Source organism: Methylobacterium sp. EM32 (genome assembly GCF_040593685.1).
Classification (GTDB): domain Bacteria; phylum Pseudomonadota; class Alphaproteobacteria; order Rhizobiales; family Beijerinckiaceae; genus Methylobacterium.
The window spans coordinates 12,416-30,343 of the sequence record NZ_JBEXZS010000146.1; the positions used below are offsets into that span (position 1 = coordinate 12,416).

General features: G+C 67.5%; 11 protein-coding genes and 3 pseudogenes. 6 read left to right on the forward strand and 8 right to left on the reverse strand.

Features of this window, described 5'->3' with window-relative positions:
- Positions 1-1,383: 1,383 nt before the first annotated feature.
- The 6 genes from ABZT49_RS19715 to ABZT49_RS19740 all read right to left on the reverse strand — a co-directional run bounded on the left by ABZT49_RS19715 (position 1,384) and on the right by ABZT49_RS19740 (position 9,568).
- Positions 1,384-2,832, reverse strand: a complete 1,449-nt coding sequence (locus ABZT49_RS19715) for an oligosaccharide flippase family protein (RefSeq protein WP_355288233.1) — start codon at positions 2,830-2,832, stop codon at positions 1,384-1,386.
- Complete coding sequence (locus tag ABZT49_RS19720) at positions 2,832-3,920, reverse strand: glycosyltransferase family 2 protein (protein ID WP_355288235.1); 1,089 nt, start codon at positions 3,918-3,920, stop codon at positions 2,832-2,834. Before ABZT49_RS19720 ends, ABZT49_RS19715 begins: the two co-directional genes overlap by 1 nt.
- A gap of 358 nt (positions 3,921-4,278) precedes the next feature.
- The gene (locus tag ABZT49_RS19725; protein ID WP_355288237.1) at positions 4,279-5,586 is read right to left on the reverse strand and encodes a hypothetical protein; all 1,308 of its coding nucleotides are present in this window, start codon (positions 5,584-5,586) and stop codon (positions 4,279-4,281) included.
- A gap of 31 nt (positions 5,587-5,617) precedes the next feature.
- Positions 5,618-7,033, reverse strand: coding sequence for a hypothetical protein (locus ABZT49_RS19730; RefSeq protein ID WP_355288238.1), 1,416 nt, complete (start codon positions 7,031-7,033; stop codon positions 5,618-5,620).
- A 91-nt stretch (positions 7,034-7,124) separates the two neighbouring features.
- A complete protein-coding gene (locus ABZT49_RS19735) occupies positions 7,125-8,282 on the reverse strand; it encodes a glycosyltransferase (protein ID WP_355288240.1) in 1,158 nt (385 codons plus the stop codon).
- Between the two features lie 239 nt (positions 8,283-8,521).
- Positions 8,522-9,568 carry a glycosyltransferase gene (locus tag ABZT49_RS19740; RefSeq protein WP_355288242.1) on the reverse strand — a complete coding sequence of 349 codons (1,047 nt, stop codon included), beginning with the start codon at positions 9,566-9,568 and terminating at the stop codon, positions 8,522-8,524.
- Between the two features lie 592 nt (positions 9,569-10,160).
- Between ABZT49_RS19740 and ABZT49_RS19745 the strand changes: the two genes are divergently transcribed.
- Positions 10,161-11,858 carry a calcium-binding protein gene (locus ABZT49_RS19745; RefSeq protein ID WP_355288244.1) on the forward strand — a complete coding sequence of 566 codons (1,698 nt, stop codon included), beginning with the start codon at positions 10,161-10,163 and terminating at the stop codon, positions 11,856-11,858.
- A 128-nt stretch (positions 11,859-11,986) separates the two neighbouring features.
- Here ABZT49_RS19745 and ABZT49_RS19750 read toward each other — a convergent pair.
- Both ABZT49_RS19750 and ABZT49_RS34300 read right to left on the reverse strand, forming a co-directional pair.
- Positions 11,987-12,211 (reverse strand): annotated as a pseudogene (locus ABZT49_RS19750) (IS3 family transposase); the annotation flags it as partial.
- Positions 12,205-12,342: pseudogene (locus ABZT49_RS34300) on the reverse strand (IS481 family transposase); the annotation flags it as partial. The pseudogenes ABZT49_RS19750 and ABZT49_RS34300, both read right to left, overlap by 7 nt.
- Before the next feature lie 855 nt (positions 12,343-13,197).
- On the opposite strand from ABZT49_RS34300, the gene ABZT49_RS19755 reads away from it, so the two are divergent.
- The 5 genes and pseudogenes from ABZT49_RS19755 to ABZT49_RS19775 all read left to right on the forward strand — a co-directional run.
- The gene (locus ABZT49_RS19755; protein ID WP_355288246.1) at positions 13,198-13,557 is read left to right on the forward strand and encodes a hypothetical protein; all 360 of its coding nucleotides are present in this window, start codon (positions 13,198-13,200) and stop codon (positions 13,555-13,557) included.
- 33 nt (positions 13,558-13,590) lie between these two features.
- Positions 13,591-14,769: a serine protease gene (locus tag ABZT49_RS19760; protein WP_355288248.1), complete on the forward strand. Its 1,179-nt coding sequence runs from the start codon at positions 13,591-13,593 to the stop codon at positions 14,767-14,769.
- A gap of 211 nt (positions 14,770-14,980) precedes the next feature.
- Positions 14,981-15,589 (forward strand): sel1 repeat family protein, encoded by a 609-nt coding sequence (locus ABZT49_RS19765; RefSeq protein ID WP_355288250.1) that lies wholly within the window; start codon positions 14,981-14,983, stop codon positions 15,587-15,589.
- Between the two features lie 21 nt (positions 15,590-15,610).
- Complete coding sequence (locus ABZT49_RS19770; RefSeq protein ID WP_355288251.1) at positions 15,611-17,356, forward strand: serine protease; 1,746 nt, start codon at positions 15,611-15,613, stop codon at positions 17,354-17,356.
- 14 nt (positions 17,357-17,370) lie between these two features.
- Positions 17,371-17,928 (forward strand): annotated as a pseudogene (locus tag ABZT49_RS19775) (hypothetical protein); the annotation flags it as partial.

The window sequence follows — 17,928 nt, forward strand, 5'->3', positions numbered from 1 at the left end:
GCACTCGAGCGATCGTCTGGGGGCCATGGGATCGTGCGCCGACGACTGCGCCAGCAAGTGGATCGCAATGTTCTGAGAACGGCATGGTCAACCCCGCAATCTAAAATTATGACGGATCGGTTGCCCTTGACCGTTTTTCTCCCTGATGCCGGATGCTTGATGACGCGTTGGCTCGGATCGCTTCATCCGAAAGGAGTACATCCAATCTGAGCCGGTGCGCTGCTCCTTAGGGTTTATAAAAGCATGGATTGATCAAGCGGTCACCAGCATTTTGTGCTGCCATATGCATTCAAACAACTGATTTTTCGAGCTCACAAGACCATATATGTAATCGTTTTTCCGCGATTAGACATGAACATTCATGGATACACCGATAGCATCACGCGATGTGTCAATCGGCCAGCACAACAATAACGCTCGCATGTCGGGGAGGCGTGGAATGGAGATCTTAAACTAACAGACATGTTTAATGAAATGTGTTTAATAAAATCTTCATCAAAAAGGCGTTGAGAAGTATTTCTAGATTGATTACGTTCAATAAATATTCTACTGGCGAAATAAGGATCGCCATTGTCATTCAGTCCGCGGGGAATAAAGCGTCAATATATCAATTTGCTATGGGAATCAGCATGATATACGATCATTTTATCAAGGCATTTAATGATATGCTTCCCTGCATCTCAAACCAAAATCAGTCATCTTTAGTTTGTTAGAACAAAATCCGATCGGCGACTCAAGCGCAGAGTCCACTCAACATAGTAACGTATGATAATTTCGCCGGTGTCTGCAGGGAGCTGTACGCGAGCCATCTCGGAGCCATGCCGTCCCGCCACGCTTGCCCGTCCGATGTCGGCGAGGACGTATGCGGACCGGCTGCGCCCTCCCCGACGCTACTGCCTCAAGGCCGCCGCCGGACGCGGGTTTCGCCTGGGGTCGGCGTACGACGGACGGGGGGCGGCGGCGGCGCGCGATGTCAGCCGATGCCGATGGTGTCTCTCACCGTGGCCGCGATACCGGACGCCCTGCAGGAAGGCACCCGCACGCCCCTCTCCCATGCTGGCCGGGGCTTCAACGGGCGAGAGAGCGGCGACGATGGCGAAGCACGCCATCGCCGCGAATCCCGTGACGCTGCCCGAGGCCGACCGCGAGTGCGCCTCGTCCTGCGCCTCCGACGCAGGGCCGAACGATGCGCAGCCGTCCGCCGCAACCTTGGACCGGAGCGCTCGCCGAGCAGCCTCGCGTTTGACGGGACCTTTCGTGCCAAATCCGACTGATCGCCTCAGGCGATCCAGTCGGATCGCTGTCGCCATACGGATTCCGGCTTCGCTCGAGTGCCGCGCGGGCTCGCGATACCATGTCCGGAAGGAATCCCCGGAGATGGACTCACAGCCGCAGCAGCGCCCCCATGAGCATGCGGCAGAACGTGCGGTAGGACATCGCGATCAGCGCGCCGTAGATGGCGCCCCCCACGACGATGCAGGCCGTCAGGGAGAGCCATGACGACAGGTGCCATTGGTCGGCCTTCCACGACACGGCGACGACGCCGACGGCGAGGGCGGTCACGGCGAGCGCGGCGGCTCGCAGATCCTGGGCGATGCGCTGCCAGCTTACTTCGGCGTAGTGGGTTTGAGCCCAGATGAAGACCGGGAGCGTCGCCACGGCCGAGAGCAGCTGGGCGCCCGCCGCGCCGACCGGACCGTAAGGGGCGAGCACCAGCAGGAGGATCAGGCCGATCGTCGACGCCACGGTCGTGATGATCGGCAGCAAGCGGACCTGCCCGACCAGGACCAGCATCGGCTCGACGACCACGGCCGGCAACGACAGCAGGCGCCCGATCGCCAGGATCGCGATCACCGGCGCCGCCGCCTGCCAGGCATCGCCGAGCAGGACCTGAACCAGGCTGCCGGAGACGAGGGACAGGCCGATGAAGGACGGAAGGGCGAGCAGCGCCGTTCCGAACACGATCCGCTCGCCTTCGAGGCGCGGGCGCCATCCGGCGGCCGTCGCACTGGCCCGCGAGCGGGACAGCGAGGCCCAGGAGAGCATCCTGAGCGGCTCCGAGAACAATTCGCCGATCGCACCCACGACGCGCGAGGAGAGCCGGTAGATCGCGACCTCGGCGGGACCCAAGAACAGGGCGAGGACGAACTCAGCCCCGTAGCTTCGCACGAATTCGATGATCTGCGTCGCCGTCAGGCGCGCCACGAAGCGAAGCGAAGCAGCGCTGGTCCGCCCGTCGAACGAGAAGCGCGGAAGCCAGCCCGCAGCGGCGAGGGACCCCAGCAGCGCGACCACGTTCATGACCGCCCGGCTGATCAACAAAGCCGTCACGCCGCCGCCGGCGAGCAGCGACCCGATGCCGGCCACGAGAGAGAGAGCGTCGCTGGCGATGGTGACGACCGCGATCGTTCCGATGCGGCCCTCGCGAACCAGGATGCCGTACTGGAGCGCCGTGACCGCTCCCAGCGGGATGAGCAGCGCGAGCCCGGCGAGCAACTCGCCGTATGGCGCGTTTCCGCCGAACCACACGAAGGACAGGCCGCCGGCGACGCCCGCGAGGCCGCCCAGGAGCGCGACTCCGAGGCCGGTCCAGAACACCGTCGCGGGCGGGCGGCCGGGATCGTCCCAGGCCATGACGTACTGGGTCCAGCCGGCCTCGGCGAGGCGGGAGATCAGCATCGCCGTCGCCGAGGCGAGGGCGAAGATCCCCAGGTCCACGGCGGTCAGGCTCCGTGCGGCGACAAGCAGCAGCACCAGGCTCGACACCTGGGCGACGAGACGCGCGGCGAAGGACCAGGCCGAGGCCCGGCTGGCATTGATCGAGGCGCTCATCAGTCCCGGCTCGCGGCGAATTGGGCTGCGGGGGCGAAAGCGATGTCGGCCGGGACCCCTGGGGACGCGGCGAGCGGTGTGACCACCTCGGCGACGCCCGGCATCGTCCAGAGGCGCGGGACGGCGGCTCCGATCAGGCCGAGATCGGCGAGATCGCGCGAGGTTCGGAAACGCCGGCTTCCCGCATAGGTCAGCGGCCGGTCGCCCCACCTCAACACGGCTTGCCGGAGCTGCTCGTAGGACAGGCCGCGCCGGTAGTGGTTCTCCAGCAGCGTCGGCTGGTTGAGGCGCTTGTGGATCTCCTCGCACAGCTTGAAATGCAGGAGTGCGACCGACTCGTCGGCAAGCGCGCTGTTCGAGTTGCAATGCCCGTCATGGAACACGAAGCCCTTGCGGACATAGCTGAGGGGATGCTTCTGCTGTGCCGGCAACTCGCGCGGCCAGTACGTCGCGACGGCCCCGATCCAGGAGAGCGGGATCCGGTCGATGAACCGGTCGACCTGATTGCACATTGTGGAGTGAAAGGCGCCGCGGCGGCGTTCCCGTTCGAGGCTCGACAGCAGGCGCAGGCGCGGGCCGCCGATGACCTGGAGCTTGAATCCCGGCGACGGCGCGTCCCAGGGCCGGCGCGGCCACGGGCGAAAGACGTAGTCGGCATCGAAATAGGCCATGACCTCGGTGATCGTGTCCCCGGGTGACAGGCCGACCGAGAGGTAGTCGCCGCCTGGATACATGTCGATCATCGCGCCGGCGACGACATCGGCCCCCCTCGCCTGCATCTCGGCGCAGAATCGGCCCAGATCGACCGTCTCGCAGTTTCGGTAGACGAGGTGCTCGTCGCAATCGACGACCGCGCACCACCTGTCCTCGCAATGCTCCTGGAGGATGCGGGTCACCCAGGCCATGCCGTACCGAGCGTCCCGGTACGAATCGAGGCACTGGAACACGTGGCAGTCTTGCTGCGCGGTCAGGTAATCGACGCTGCCGTCGGTCGAGCCGTTATCGATGAACAGGAAGGCGGTGGCGCCGAGCTGCCGGTAATGGCGCAGGAAGTGCGGCAGGAGGCCGATCTCGTTCCGCACCGGCACGACGACCGGTACCGTCCCGCGGGGAATATGGACATTCCGCGCCGTTAATCGCTTCAGGTTCATGACGCCCGTGCCTCACGGATTGTCTCGGATGTCCGGATCATCGCCCGGCGATGGATCGGCCGCCGCCGCGGCGGTACGGTCGTCGGCGTCGCGCGAAGGATGGAGCGCCTCGGCCCGCGGCCGGGCCGGGGGGACGGAGCGATCGGGGCTCGCCGCACCGCCGCGCCGGCCGTCATTCCTCGATGCCCACAATCATCGACGCCGGGATCCTCGTACAATGACACTATAGATGGGGCTGCTCTGGCGCCGTAACGTGGGCTTTCGGGCGCGATGTCAGGAATAACCTGACCCCGCCTTATTTCATGACGAGGAGGATCGCGTTGCCGCGCAGCGTGACCGGGATCTCGTTGACCGGACCCTCGGGGACCGGCAGAGCCTCGCCGGTGATCGCATCGGTGGCCGAGACGACGAGGCGCGGCCGGTCGAGCGAGACCTTCACCGGACGGTCCGGGACGGCCAGGGGCGCGAGCGCCTCCCGATCCCAGACGGGCCGCTCATCGGCCAGGGCGATCACGAACTCGCCCGACGACCGCTGGCAGACGAGGAGATGCGCCCCGGTGACGTCGAGGCCGACACGCACGATCTCGGGCGTGAAGGAGCGCGCCCCGTCATCCTGATCGTCAAGGGCCACCGTGAACCGTCTGAGCGCCTCGGCAGCCGGCTTCGGCGCGTAGTCGGCAGTGAACAATCCGAAATGCCGCTCGACCTCCACCTCCTCCGGATCTGGATAGGCATCGAACAATTCGTAGAGATAGATCGAGGAAAACCCCATCTGCTTGGTCAGAATGACGGTGTTCAGCGTGAGTCGGGCCTGGGTGAGCGCGTCGACGCCGCCCCAGCCGAGCCGCTTCTGCAGGGTGTAATATCCGATCTCGGTGAGAGAGGCCGGAAAGAAGCGGCCGTCATGGGAGAACTTCTCGACATCCTGGTCGATCGCCGCGCGCGGCTGCTCTCCGCCCTTGGGGTAGACGTGGATCGTGAGCTGATCGTAGCGCCCGAAGGCGGGCGGCCAGGTCGTCAGGTTGTACATCGGGATGTGCTTCAGGAGCGGGCTCTTGCGCAAGCCTGCGTCGAGCCCGTTCTGAAACTCGACCGCCGCCTCGTTCCCGGTCCTGCCGTTGAACGGAAACGGCCAGTTGTTGTACTCGTTGGGGCCCTCCACGGAGACGATCGCCCCGGGGGCCTGCTGCTCGAACTGCTCGAGCCGTGTGATCGCGTCCTTCAGATCGACCTCGCCGCTGCCCGCGAGGAAGTTGAAGCGGATGCCGGCCTGAGCGACCGTGGGATAGTTGTACCACCCGTTGCCGGGGACCGCCGGGTTCGGAATGCTGTCGCGCACCTGCCGGATGCCAAGGAAGCGAAGAGCCTCTATGATCTTGCCGGGATCGGCGTAGCGGCTGTCCGTATAGGCGATGTGGGTGTTGACGCCCAGAAAGTCGAGGACGTCGGCCGCCCGGACGGCCGCGATGTCGGGAACCTCCGCGCGGGCGGCGCCCGGAAGGGCCGCGAGAGCGGCGAGCAGGCCGAAGGCGGCCGCGGCCCGGGACCGGATCCGCTGCGCGAGCCGGGCCATCGGGGTGGGGCTGGTCTTGAGGCCAGTCATGGCGTCTTCCTCGCAGACGGGGAGCCGCCGCTCAGGCGAGGGCGGTCAGGGGGCTCGGCTTCGCGCCCGCCGCAGCGACCCGGGATGCCTCCGCCAGAGGCGCTGCGGCGACCGCGGCGAGCACGTAGAAGACCAAGCCGAGGTCGATCGTCGTTCCGGCAAGGCAGGCGGCAATCACCATCGCCAGGCACGCGGACCCGGCCGCGCTGCGGATCGCGAACGCCTCGACATCCGCCTCGCGCCACGGCGCCACGATCGTGCAGACGATGAAGCACAGATAGGCGGCCGTCCCGGGCACGCCGATGCTCGCGAGGGCCGCGATCGCGAAGCTGGAGGCACGGGTGCTGCCCACACCGATGCCGAGCCCGTAGCTGTCGAGGAAGTTGACCATCGCCTGGCTGTTCCAGTTCCCTCGCTCCAGTGCGGATTCCGAGCCCCCTTTGTTGAACACGATCTGGTCGAGGAGGTTCGCGAGATAGGCGGAGGCCTGCTCGGTATGTGCGACCCCGAGGACCAGGATCGCCAGAACGATCGGCCCGAGGCCGAGGAAGGCGGCTCGCCGCGAATCGGCCCGGCCGGCGACGAGCCGCACGATGTTCGCGCCGTAGACGACGGCGAGGTAGGCCGCCGAACCGACATAGGCGGTGGTCGATGTCGACAGGATCAGGGCGATGAGCAGAAACACTGACAGTGGACCCGTGAGCCTCGACCGGTAGTGGCTGAGCCAGAGATTGAAGCAGAAGGCGAACAGGGCGAGCGTCGCCCCCGCGAAGGCGGAGGCTTCGGTGAAGGAGCCGACGATGCGCTTCATGCCGGCCATCTCGGTCGCGTCGAGCATGTTGTAGCTGGCGTTGCGCATGAAGCCGAGCAGGCCGGCGGTGCCCGTCGCGAACGTCGCGTAGTCGAGGAGGGCGAAGCCGAGATTGGCGATGCCGCACGCGATGATCGCGTCGGCCACGATCCGCTTGCCGGTCCGGTCCCGCGTGAAGCCGTAGAAGATGCAGAAGCAGGCGAGGTTTCCCAGGAAATAGACTGTTTGCGTGATGTTGCCGCCGCCGGGGGCGAGCGGCGTCATCAGGATGGCCTTGCCGAACGCCGTGCGGCTGATGGCGAAGACGTAGCTCGCCCCCTCGAACAGGCGCGGCAGGAAGACGGCCGAGAACACGCCGTATATTCCCGTCAGCAGGAACCAGAAGCCCGGGGACGGGAAGGCGAGGCTCTGCAGCGCGCGCGCCGCGTAGAGCGGACGCCAGCAGACGAGCAGCAGGAAACCGAGCAGGAGATGGGCCGGCTGCACGTTCGCCGAGCCGAGGGCGGTCAGGATCGTCGCCGCCGACGAGCCGAGCAGGGTCGAGAAAAGGAACAGGCCGATCGCCGTGGCGCGCCCGTACAGCAGGCAGAGAATGCCGGCGGCAACGGTCAGCAGGCCCATCACTTCGAAGGTCATCGTGCCGACCGCTGCTCCCTCTGGTCCGAGGCTGCCCGTCCCCTCGGAGTTCGCCATCGAGCCGGAAGCGGAGCCCTCCGGCGAAACAGGCTCACCCGCGAGCCGAGACCAGGGCCGGGGCGGCGACGGGACGCAGCGCCGGCAGGGGGGGGCTTGCCGCCGCGGCACGCAGGCAGGATTCGGCGAAATTGCGCATGCGACGCTCGAACACCGCGGTGGTGAACTGCTCGGCCCGGGCGCGGCAGGTCTCGGGGGAGAAGGTTTGCGCCCGGAAACGCTGCTCGGCATCGACGATGGCGGCGACGCTCTGCTCGTCGAAGAACACGCCCGTCTCGCCGTCCACCACGGTTTCGCCCGCGCCGCCGCGGCGGAACGCGATCACCGGCCGGCCGCTCGCCATCGCCTCGACCGGGACGAGGCCGAAATCCTCCTCGCCCGGGAAGACGAGCGCTCGGCAGCGCGCGTAGTGGTGACGCAGTTCCGCGAAGGGCCGGGGACCGAGCACCTCGACCGTCGGGCCGGCCAGGCGCTGGATAGCGGCCAGCATCTCGCCGCCGCCGATCACCACCAAACGGCGGCCCATGGCGTTGAAAGCCTCGACGGCGAGGTCGGGGCGCTTGTATGCGACCAGCTCGCCGGCCATCAGGTAGTAGTCGCCCAGCTCCGCCTCGGGAACGATCTCGAAATCCTCGACCATCACGGGAGGCGGGATCACCTCGGCATCGCGGTGGTAATACCGCGCGATCCGGCTGGCGACGGTCCGGGAATTGGCCACGAAGTGATCGACGCGCTGGGCCGAGACGGCGTCCCAATTACGGACGTAATGAGCAGCCGGCAACATCAGCAAGCGCTTCAGAAATCCGGCATTTGCCCTGTAATCGTGGAACATGTTCCAGATATAGCGCATCGGGGAATGGCAATAACAGATGTGCAGAGCGTTGGGGGGCGGGATGATTCCCTTGGCCGGCCCAGCCTCGCTACTGATGATCAGGTCGTATCCGCGCAGGTCCAGCTGCTCCAAAGCCATTGGCATCAGCGGAAGGTAGTTCTTGTAGAGACGGGACGCCATGGGAAGCGAGCCGATGAAGCTCTGCCGAACTGTCTGCCGGCGAATCGCGTCGCTCACCGCAGAGGGGTCGTAGACGTGGGTGAAGATGTCGGCCTGCGGATAGATCCGAAGGAGCGCCTCGAGCACCTTCTCGCCCCCGCGCATGCCGACGAGCCAGTAATGGATGATTGCAACGCGCATCGACGAGGCTCCTCGATCAGGGCAGAGCGTGGACGGGTCGCGCCGGCCGGGCCGGGCCACGGGGTCGGGCGAGTCTCGCCGCGGGGGCGGCTGCCCCCGCGAGGTCGCGGGACTCGAGGCGGCAGCGGATGCGCCGGCTTCCTTGCGGAGCCGGCATCTGTGACGGCGCGACCAGGCCGCATCGCCCGGGACGATCGCTGCACGGGCGTTGGCGCAAGGACGCCGTCCGTGCGGATGGCTCAGGGCTGCGTCACCAGACGCGGGGTGGCGGATGTCGGCGGCCGGTCGGCGGCCCGGTGCGGCACGTCTAGGAATTGTTCGTCGAGGATGGCCGCGATGCGTCCGTTCCGCCGAACCTGCAACCGGTCGCGCAGGTCATAGTAGGTCGACTTCAGGCGGTAGGCCTGGAAGCGCGCCGGAGACAGGGTCGGAATGTCGCCGGCCAGTTCGGGATACCGATCGATCACCTCACGGTACGCTCCGTATTCCTTCTTGCCCCAGGGCGGGAGCACCCCATGCCACGGCTTGGGATTGGCCATGAAGTGAACGATCTCCGGCTGGTAGCTCAGTCTGGCTCGCAAGTGCAGGAACTGTCGTGGGAAGTTCCAGCGATTCGAGAGGGGCAGGTGCTGCTCCCAGCAGGCCCCATTGAGAGCATCCTGATCGTGAAACTGGAGCGTTCCCCCCGAATCGGCAAAGTATGCGAGCGCATTGCGCCCGATCGTCTTCCAGTCCTCGAAGTCGCTGACGATCACTCCGGCATTGAAGTAGTAATTCCGGCGCGCTTCCGGCACGCCGAGCCGCTGGAAGTTCGGACTGAACCGGTCCGGGACCGCGAAGCCGGCGCTCCTCATCACCGACGTGTAGTCGCGTGCGGCGAGGAACCGGCCCGCCGGCAGGTCCCGCTGGAGGAGGATGTCGAGCGATCCATTGATCTGTGTATCGCCGTCGATATACAACATGCGGCCGTAGTCGCCGGTCACGAAGTCCGAGATGACCAGCCGCACCAGCGTCGCTGCCGAGATCCGGCCGGCGAAACCGGTCCGGTAGATGTCGCCGAGGGCGTCCTTGAGCACGGCCTCGGCCCGGGCCGCCACGTTGAGGAAGACGATGCCCTCCCGGTCGCAGATCCGCCGGTAGGTGTCGATCTCCGGACCGTCGTCGATCGCCAGCAACAGGACGTCTGCCCGGGATGACGCGACCTGCGCCCGGGCCTGCATCGCCGAGACCAAGGTGATGAACAGGTAGTTCCGATCCGTGACGTAGCAGATGCAGCCGGGTTTCATGGGTTGGCTCCCCGCTGGCTCGCGGCTTCCCGCCGACGTGAGACCGGGGCACCCCCCGGGCCGAGGCAAGCCTTGGCTCAGACCGGTTCGTAGTCCGTCTCACCAGATCTGGCCCGACGGGAAATCCGCAGCTACGTCAGACCTTCCCCGACATGATGTCCGGTCTTACCTGACAGCTGGACGGCAGCTGTGCGCTTGCGACCGTAACTCGGAATTGTTAAACGCGATCGCCCAACTGGGCGGTAAGCAGCGGCGTGCCAGAGCGGGGCGGCTCACTGTCGTTCTGCCGTGTGTACTTGTGTGATGTGTGCCTGAGTGCAAAGGTAAACTATTTCGCGCGCCTCGACGGGTATCGCGGGCCGCGCGCAAGTCAGGTCGGTAGTTTTAACTCGATGCCGTCGTAAAACCCCTTCCCGCGGTTTGACGCGCCGGCGCTGCACGGCGCGACCGCCTCCATGGACGACGCGGGCGCACCGCCCATCCGGCACGGCTCGGACCGCCCGAGGCTTGCCCGCGTCATCGATCGTACCTCGCGTCCTGTCCGACCTCAGGACCGCGGGATCTTCGATCCGACGCACGGAATCTTTGCGATATGACTCTTCAGAAAGCTCTCCGCGCGTACGATGTCGACAACGCACTCGGCGTGCACACCGACATCACGCAGGGAAATTGGTCCGACGTGAACACGATGATCTCGCAGGCGACCTATGCCGGGATCGACACGATGCGCGTCGGGGTGCTGTCGCCGAACAACGCGTGGACCGCGCCTTACCTCGACGCGATCGTCGGCGCCAACCTGAAGATCGACTTTCTCGTCGACACGAGCGCGACCCCGGCGGCCAATGCCGCGGCGGTCGCGAGCTTCGTCAAAGCGCATCCCGGGACCGTGTCCTTCGTCGAGGGGCCGAACGAGCCGAGCAACTGGGGCGTCACCTATGCCGGCAAGACCGGGATGGCCGGCGCCCAGGCCTGGCAAGCCGACTTCTACGCAGCGATGAAGGCGAATCCGGTCACCTCGGCCATCCCGGTCGCCGGGCCATCCTCCTGGATGGCGTCGGCGAGCGACATGATCAACATCCACCCCTACGCGCAACGCGGCGACGAGCCGGACGCGGCGATCAAGCGCGAACTCGACAACATGACCGCGCTGGACCCCGGAAAGTCCTTCGTCATCACCGAGACCGGCTATTATACCCTGCCGGGGTCGAACCCGAACGGCGTCGACGACGCCACGCAGGCCAAGCTGATCCTCAACACCTACATGGACTCGATCAGCTACGGCGCGAAGAACGTCGGTCTCTTCGCCCTGCGGGACTGGCAGAATCCCGATTGGGACAGCTACGGCTTGTACTACGGCGACAACAGCCCGAAGCCTTCGGCGAGGGCCCTTCACAACGTCGAGACGATCCTGAACGACGGCGGCAGCACGGCGGCGACCTTCACACCGGGCTCCCTCGACTACACGCTGACCGCGCCGAGCGACGTCCGCTCCCTGCTGATGCAGAAATCGAGCGGCGAGTTCGTCGTCGCCCTCTGGCGCGAGCCGGACGTGTGGAACGAGGCGACCATGCAGGCCATCACGCCCTCGGGCGAGACGGTGAAGCTGCAGCTGGGCGCGGCCGCCGACGCGTCGATCTACGATCCGCTGGCCGGTGCGGCGGCGACACGAACGGCCGCCGGCGTGCGAAGCCTCGATCTGACGGTCGTGGACCATCCGGTCTTCGTGACCCTCACCGCGACGGCTCCGTCGCAGCCGGCAGGGATCATCGGCGACGACGGCGCCAACACCCTGACCGGCGACCAGGCCGCGAACCTGATCTCCGGCCTCGGCGGCGCCGACAGACTCAGCGGCAACGGCGGCAACGACACCCTGATGGGCGGCGCTGGAGACGATACCCTGATCGGCGGCGCCGGCGACGACCTGCTGATCGGCGGGAGCGGCGCGGACGTGCTCCAAGGTGGGACGGGAGCTGATATCTACAGTCTGGGACAGGCGGGAGAGGGGATCGATCGCATTCGCGGCTTCGTCCGGGGCGAGGACGTGGTCGAGGTTTCGGCGTCTGGCTTCGGGGGCGGCCTCGCGGCCGGAGCGAACCTCGCCGGGCATTTCACCACCAACACGACGGGACGCGCGAACTCGCCCGCTGGGGTTGGACAATTCGTGTTCGAATCCGATGCGTTGCGGCTCTGGTGGGACAAGGACGGAGCCGGCGGTGCTGCTGCCGTCCAAATTGCGACGTTTGACGGCGGGGTGCAAATATCCGCTTCCGATTTCAAGATCGGGGCATGATGGGAGACATCGGACCGATGTGAAGCGGCGCGTTTCAGGGCCGCGCGATGACGCGGCTCCCGGCCGACCTGGCGTCTCGGCGCAGGAACGCCGTGATCGCCGCCGCGATCTTCTCCCCACCCTGAACTGTTTGGTCTCGGAGTTTGGTGGTGCGGGTCATGTGTGAACCTGGGCGGGTCGTCTGTCCAGGCTTAACGGATGGCCTCGTAGGGGGTGAGGCCGCGCAACGTTTTCAGGCGACGTGCGAAGTTGTAGGCTGCGACGAAGTCGGCGAGGTGCTGTCGAAGTTGATCGTGGCTGTCGTGATGGAAGCGCGGCACGGCAGCCTCCTTGATCGTCCGGTAACTCGCTTCCTCCATGTGGCGACGGTCTTGGGATTGATGCCATAGCGCGTCGCGAGCTGCCTCAAGCTGTCTTGACTATGCTGTATCGCTTAACGGATCGCCGCAGTTGTTGTGGCGCAGCCGTGGTGAACCTGGCCCATAGCGCATCCTCCCACTCGCGCGTGAAGAGTGCACCATCAAACCTTGGGATCAAACATCCGGAACTCCCGCCTTTGCGCTGACCGTGGTTCTGACGCCATCCCTTCATCCAGGGCGATCCATAGCAACCCGCATCGGCATGTCCCTCCACCTCGTTCATGAATCCTGGTGGCCATCCGACCCGACCGACACTCTCGCAAGCCTTGCCGACACCTGGCATCGCGGAACGCGTGCAATCGACGGCTTGAGACAGAGCATTTTCCAACGAAGTGGACACCGGTTCGTCGAAGACAATGCGGCAAAATCAAAGATCTAGAGAGCTTCGCGATGGCAACGCGATCGTGGCGTGCTCTAGCCGGGAGCGGCACGCGCACACCGACAACCGAGGCGGCACATCGACGAAGTCGCGCCCATCCACGCCCCGGCAAGTGCCTGAAACGTGGCACATTCGACCATACGACTTCCGCCGACGCGCTGCGTCGGGCGTACCGCGCGACCTGTAGTTCGCCCACGCCAACGCGATCAACACAATCAGGAACGATTCGCATCGGGCCAGGTGCAGAGTTCCAAATGATACGACCTTCTATACAAACAAATAATGAGCAATTACCAATAATACACGCAGAGGAAAGACTCGACCAACCGGTGCTGAAGCCGGCGCAGGTCCATCGGCAGCCGGATCTCTCGGCGATACGGGCTTCGGTCGCCCCCATGCATCTTTCCGTTGACCGTGAGCGACACTGAGCAACCTGAAATGTGAAAAAATCTGGGCTGCCCCTTTCCATGCGCTTGCGGTCAAGATTAAGCTCGTGACGGGCTGCAATCGTCCCCGGTCTTCGTCCGAAAAGGGCATGTCCATGAGAAAGCAAGGTCTGGTCGTCGCCTGCATCGCGGGCGCGCTCGCCATGGCTGTGATCACGCCCGCGCAGGCACAGAGCGCCGGCGCGATGTTCGGGGGCCTCGCCGGCGGCGTCCTCGGTGGCGTCATCGCGGGCTCGATCGCCGCGCAGGCGGCGCGGCAGCGCCCGGTCGTGGTCTATGCACCGCGGCGGACGGTCCGGGTGGTGCGGGTCGTGCGGCACGCTCCGCCGCGGGCCGTCCGCCAGCGCCCGGCCTATCCCTCCGCCGGCCCGGCCCGGGTGCAGCCGGTGAGCGCCTCGAGCGACCCCTTCGCGTCGTCGCGGAGCGGCGTGAGCGTCGTCAACCAGTCGCGCTGATGCGTCCCTCCCCCGCACGCCGGATCCTCGCGCATGTTCCGCTCGATCGCTCTCGCCCTCGTGGCGTCCGTCAGCACCGCGGTCCTCTCCGCCGCGGCCTCGCCGGCCCCGCTACGGCTGACTGTCGACAAGACCTTCGGCAAGGTCGCAGGCTGGTCGATCGGGTACAGCGAGGTCCTCGGCGGGTGTCTGGCTGCAGCCAGCTACGGCGACGGCACCACCCTGTGGTTCGGTATCGGCGGAACCCGGGGCTCGTCCTACCTCGCCCTGACCAACCCGAAATGGCGCTCGCTCGAGGTCGGGGGCCAGTACGAGCTTCATCTCCTCGCCGGCCGTGAGAAGTGGCACGGTACCTTCACGGGTTTCGAGCGGGACGAGGCCCGCGGCCTGTTCCAGTCCGGCCTCAAGGAGCGCTTCGTGGCCGACCTGTCCCGGGCCGGCAGCATCGCGGTGAGGTTCCAGGGCAAGCAGATCGCCGTTCTCTCCCTCGTCGGCTCGACCGAGGCCTTCGACGCCGTTCTGGGCTGCCAGAAGGATGTCGTGACGGCCGCCGCCAAGGAGACGCCTGGCCCCGACGGATCGCGCAAGCCCGATGCCGGTTCCGCCAGCGCCGGCACTGGCTTCTACGTCTCAGAGCGCGGGCATCTGCTGACCAACCACCACGTTGTCGCATCGTGCACCGACATCTCGGTACGCCAGCCCGGCCAGTCCCCGTTGCGAGCGCGGCTCGTAGCCAGCGACGCGGCGAACGACCTTGCGGTGCTCGCCACCGACTTCCCGCAGAAGGCCGTCCCGCCGCTTTCGATCCGGGCGCGGCTGGGCGAGAGCGTCTACGTCTATGGCTACCCGCAGAGCAACATCCTGGCCTCGACCGGTAACTTCACGATCGGCAACGTGACGGCGATGGCGGGATCGGGCGACGACACCCGCAAGATCCAGATCTCCGCGCCGGTCCAGCAAGGCAACAGCGGCGGCCCCGCCCTCGACCAGTACGGCAACGTGATCGGGGTGGTACAGTCGAAGCAGGTCGCCTTTGCGTCCGGCGACGTACCGCAAAACGTCAATTTCGCCATCAAGTCGACGATCGCGCTCAACTTCCTTGAGGCGAACGGCGTCGAGGCACCGATCACCGTGCGCACCGCCGATCCGCTCGACGGCGCCGCGCTCGCCGAGAAAGCCCGGGACTTCACGGTCCAGGTCGTCTGCCGGTGAGGCCGGCCCACGCCAGCAGCGGGGCGTTCGCCAGGACCAAGCGTCGAGAGAGCCAGGGCGACAGTCACGAAGGGCCACGAAAAATCATCCACATCGATGATGGCACAACGACGCGAGGTTGTGTGCGCGTTAACCCGCGAACCCCTACGAGAAAGCTCTGTCTCGGTCGCCGACCCTTCGGGCGCGTGACTTTCGCATGATAGTCGGATCTATGTCGACTCGGATCATCAGTCTCGCTCTCGCAATACTGGTCGTCGCGACGTCGACCAACCCAGCGTCAGCGCAAGATCACGGCGCGGTCCGGGTCTGCGACGACCTCGCGAGCGCTCCTTGGGATACGGACGCACCGGACACGCAGCGGGCTGTCGCGTTCCGGGACCTGCGGGCCGGGGTGGCGATCCCGGCCTGCCGCGCGGCGATCGCGCAGGCGCCGGCCCTGCGCCGGCTGCATTTCCAGCTCGGCCGCGCCTACGACCGGCAGGGCGCCAACCAGGACGCGTATCTCGCCTATCGCCGGGCCGCCGACCTCGGCAGCGCCGCCGCCAAGGCCAATATCGGGATCCTCTACCACCAAGGCCGACGCTTCGAGAAGAACGACGGCAAGGCGCGGGCGTGGTTCCGCGACGCGGCGGAGAGCGGCTTTCCCGAAGGAATGTACTGCTACGCCACCGCCCTCGACAACGGTATCGGGGGAATGGCGGACGCGCAGGGCGCACGGGCCTGGTACGCCAGGGCAGCCGAGCGCGGTACTGCCAAGGCCCGGGCAGCCCTCGTCCGCCTGGAGATCGACGGTACGGGGACGGGGACACGCTGTGACTGATCCCGCGCCGGAGACCCACCGATGACCGGCACCCAGCGCTTTGTCGCCAGCCGCACGCTCGCCGGTCTGGATCTCGTCCGGGTCGACGACCGGCCCGTCCTCGAGGATCATGAGCGCCTGCGCGGCCTCCTTGGCCGGCACGGCGGCGCGGCGCTCGCGGCCCTGTTCGCCGAGCCTGTGGTCTCACGCAGCAACGGCACGGCCCCGGCGCGGGTCGACTGGTACACCGCCCTCGACGGTCCGATCCGCCCGCTCGCCGAACTCACCTCCGGCGAGGCGAGGCGGGTGCAAGAGCGCCTGCGCGCCGCGCTCGCGGCGTTGGAGCCCCTGCTGAGGGGCCCCGACGGGCCGCTGCCCGCTGCCAGCCTCAATCTGGCCTCGCCGCAGGCGGTCATGGCGGTCGGCGAGGCGCCACTCCTGATCGACTGGGGCCTGCTGCCACGGGGCCTCGCGGCTGACGAGAACGGCCGCCTGCGCCACGCCGCCGCCACGCTCGGAGCCGACTGGCCGGTGCCGCCGGTCGGCCGCGAGGATTGGGCGGCCCGGTTCGCCCGGCCAGCCACCCCGGAACCGGAGGTGGCATCACCCCCCCTGCCCCATGGACCACCGCGGCGGACCTTCACCGGCGTGCCGACCCCCATCCCGGCCCCCGTCGCCGCCTGTGCAATTGCCGCGCTTCTCGTGGGCCTGAGCTACATCCCCGGGGTGCTGGCCTTCCCGCGCCCACCCGAGGCCGTCTCACCGGAGGCGGGCGCACTGCGCACCGCCTGGCTCGAGGGCCTGCGGCAGCGGCATGCCACCCTGACGACGGCGGACGGGTTCGACTGCCCGCGTCTGCGGATCGCGCTGCCCGGGCTGGTACCGCAGAGCCCGGCGGGGGTGCGCCTGCCGGCGGATGCGGCGGCGCCTCCCGAGGCACGTGCGGCGGTCGAGGCACCCGCGGGACAGGGGGGGCCGGGCAGCCCGGCGGCCCCAGCTCCGAACGGGCTCGTCGACCGGCTCGAGCGCAGCACCGTCCTGGTGATCGCCGGCGACGCGACGGGGTCGGGCTTCTTCGTCGCGGAGGACCTCGTCGTCACCAACCGGCACGTCGTCGAGAGCGCCATCGCGGGCGCTTCCGAGCTGAGGATCGCCGGGCGCCATGCCGGCATCGTGCCGGCAACCCTGGTGCGGGTCGGCGAACCCGGCACGCTCACCGACTTCGCTCTGCTGCGCGTCGCCCGCGGCACCGGCGGCCGTCCCCTGTCCCTGGCGCCGCCCGGCCGGCCGTTGACCCCGGTGGTCGGCTCGGGCTTCCCGGGCCTCTATCTCGGCACCGACCCGACCTTCGCCCGCCTGCGCGAGGGCGATGCCACGGCGAGCCGCGACCTCGTGCCGGTGCTCCAGACCGGCGTCGTGAATCACCTGCAGCGCTACGACGAGGCCGCCGTGACCCTGGTCCTGCACGGCGCCGAGATCGCGCCCGGCAACAGCGGCGGGCCGCTGGTCGATTATTGCGGCCGGGTCGTCGGCGTGAACACCTTCGGGCGCACCGACGACCGCCTGCCGGTCACTGCACGCTACGCGCTGGGGGCCGACGGCCTCGCAGCGTTCCTTGCGGCGTCCGGCGCGGCCACCGCCCTCGATTCCCGCGCTTGCGACCTCCAGGCGGCGCCCCGCCCGGCGGTGGCGGCCGCGGAGGTCGAGCCCGCCGCCCCCGCCCCGGCGAGGAGCGCCCCCCGGTCCGGCCGCGATGTCCGGCCGGCCGCGCCGGCCCCGGCCCGCTAGACGGAGCCGCGACCATGTCGGCGACCCTGAAGCTCACCGAGACACCCCGCCAGGGCTTCGACCCGGTCAACCCGAAGCTCGCACAGCAATACGAGCAGATCGTCGATCTCCTCGCCCGCCGCCTGGGTCCGTCCCACGCGCAGCTCTTCGCCGAGCCGGTGCCGGTCGCACTCGCCGGCACCGGACGCCCCGGCGTCGCCTGGCTCTCGGCCCGGGAGGGCGAGGCGCGGCCCGTCACCGATCTCGGCCCCGAAGAGGCCAAGGCCCTGAGCCAGGAGGCCGCCCGGCTGAAGGCCGAGATCGCGGCCTTCGCCGACCGGCTCACCCGCGAGGGCGAGGCGTCCCGTGACCTCGCCCGGCTGCTGCGCGATGCCCTGGTGGTGCCGGACGAGGGCAGCCTGTGGTCGGTCGACGGGCAGCCGGTCCTCATCGCCTGGGGCTTTCGCCGTTCAGGCACCGACGGGCCGGCGATCGTCGGGACCGGTGCGATCACCGGCACCACCGCGATCACCGGGACCGGCTTGCCCCCCCCGGTCGGGGAGTTGCCGGCAGGCCCGGGAATGGGCACGCAG